1 pseudogene is annotated in these 1,632 nt (G+C 73.8%); it reads left to right on the forward strand.

Annotation, left to right across the window (positions count from 1 at the left end):
* Nucleotides 1–508 precede the first annotated feature (508 nt).
* Nucleotides 509–1,632, forward strand: a pseudogene (locus AB0I76_RS29495) (zinc carboxypeptidase); the annotation flags it as partial.

The raw sequence follows: 1,632 nt of genomic DNA on the forward strand, positions 1-1,632 counted from the left end.
GGCCGGCCGCCGCCTCCGTCCGGCCGCACCCGGCGGGAAGACCCGAGCCGCCTGATCGCTGTGCCGCCGGCGATTCCGGCCGGGCCGGCGGCACCGTGGCGATCCCGCCCCGCGGAAGGGCGCGACGGACCCTTCACTACGTGATGTCCCACAGACATCAAAATGTCTCTGAGACATCGCGCTCACCTTACTGAGTTCGGCTGGTGGCCACGTTGGTCCATCAATGAGCTGCGCGGCGTCGGGCCGGTCATTGACAGATCTCCACGGGTGGCCCAAGGATGGTCTCAGTCCTCCCACCGCCCATCGAGTCGACCGAGTTCGGCGACGCTGCGCAGCCGGCGATGCGGGCAGCGTCCAGCCGACGCGGCCGGGCGCCACCATCCGTCGTCCGCCGGGTCCCGGCGATGCTGCCCGTACGGAGCTGAGGGCAGTCACCCGTGACCGGCCGGCGGGCTCGTCCGGCACCCTCCCTGCCGCCGCACGCCGGGTACAGAAGGGCGGACAGCACATGTCCGATTCATTCGGTCCCCGGTGGCGACGCCGCCTCCCCGTTCCGGTCGGCCTGGCCGCCGCCGCGACCGCGTTGCTACTGGTCAGCCCGGCCTCGGCGGTCGTACCGGACGCCTCGGCGCCACCCGCGGACCTCGGCCGCGCCGCGGACGAGCAGGCCAGCGTCGTCGAGGTGCGGCTCGCCGGCACCGCACAGTTGGACGCGCTCGTCGCCACCGGCGTCGACCTCGACCACCACGTCACCCGGACGGAGGACGCGCTGGTCGTGCACGCCGTGGTCACCCCCGCCGAGGCGGCGACGCTCACCGCCGCCGGGTACGCACTCGGGCGGGTGGTGCACCGGCCGACGGACGCGCAGGCCCGGGTCGCCGAACGCGAGGCGGCGATCGCCGACCACAAGGCGGACAACCAGGAGTTCACCGCCGCGGCCACCGCCGCCGGCGTCTCCGACGTGAAGGTCATCCGTGCCGACTACTACACCTCGGGGGCCAGCCAGGTCCTCTCGGTGGAGGCGAAGTGGGCGCAGGGCCAGACCTCCACCGCCGCGCTGACCGTGGCCCGCGACAGCGGCCCGGGTACGGAGATCGGCTCCGGCGGCACCCAGACCGTCTCCCGCTTCGTCGACGCCGGCGTCTACCTCTACCACCGGGGCGCCGCGCTGGTCACCAGCCGCCCCGACTACGTGCGGATCACCAGTCCGACCGGTGACGTCGCCGTGGCGAAGGTGCGGGAGTGGCTGCCCGTCTCCGCGACCGATCCGGAGGGGCCCGGCTACCAGAAGGACTTCGTCACCAGCTACCTCACCCCGACCGACCTGTACGGGCGGATCCGGCAGCTCGCCGCCGAGTTCCCCGACCTCGCCGAGATCGTGGAGCTGCCGCATCGGACCAACGGCTACCGGCGGCACGCGCAGGCCGTCCTCGGCACGACCACCGCCAGCCGGGTCGCCGTCGACTCGCTCGCGTGGGGACACGAGGGTGGCAACGACGTCTCCGTCGAGCTGGCCCATCCCGGCGGCGCGAACGCTCCGCTGTCGGTCGACGTGAGCGGCAGCGCGGTGCGGGTGGGCCTCGCGACCGACGCCGGCGGCGCGGTGACCAGCACCGCCGCCGAGGTCGTCGC

The sequence above is a fragment of the Micromonospora sp. NPDC049799 genome (assembly GCF_040656655.1).
In the GTDB taxonomy this organism is placed as follows: Bacteria; Actinomycetota; Actinomycetes; order Mycobacteriales; family Micromonosporaceae; genus Micromonospora.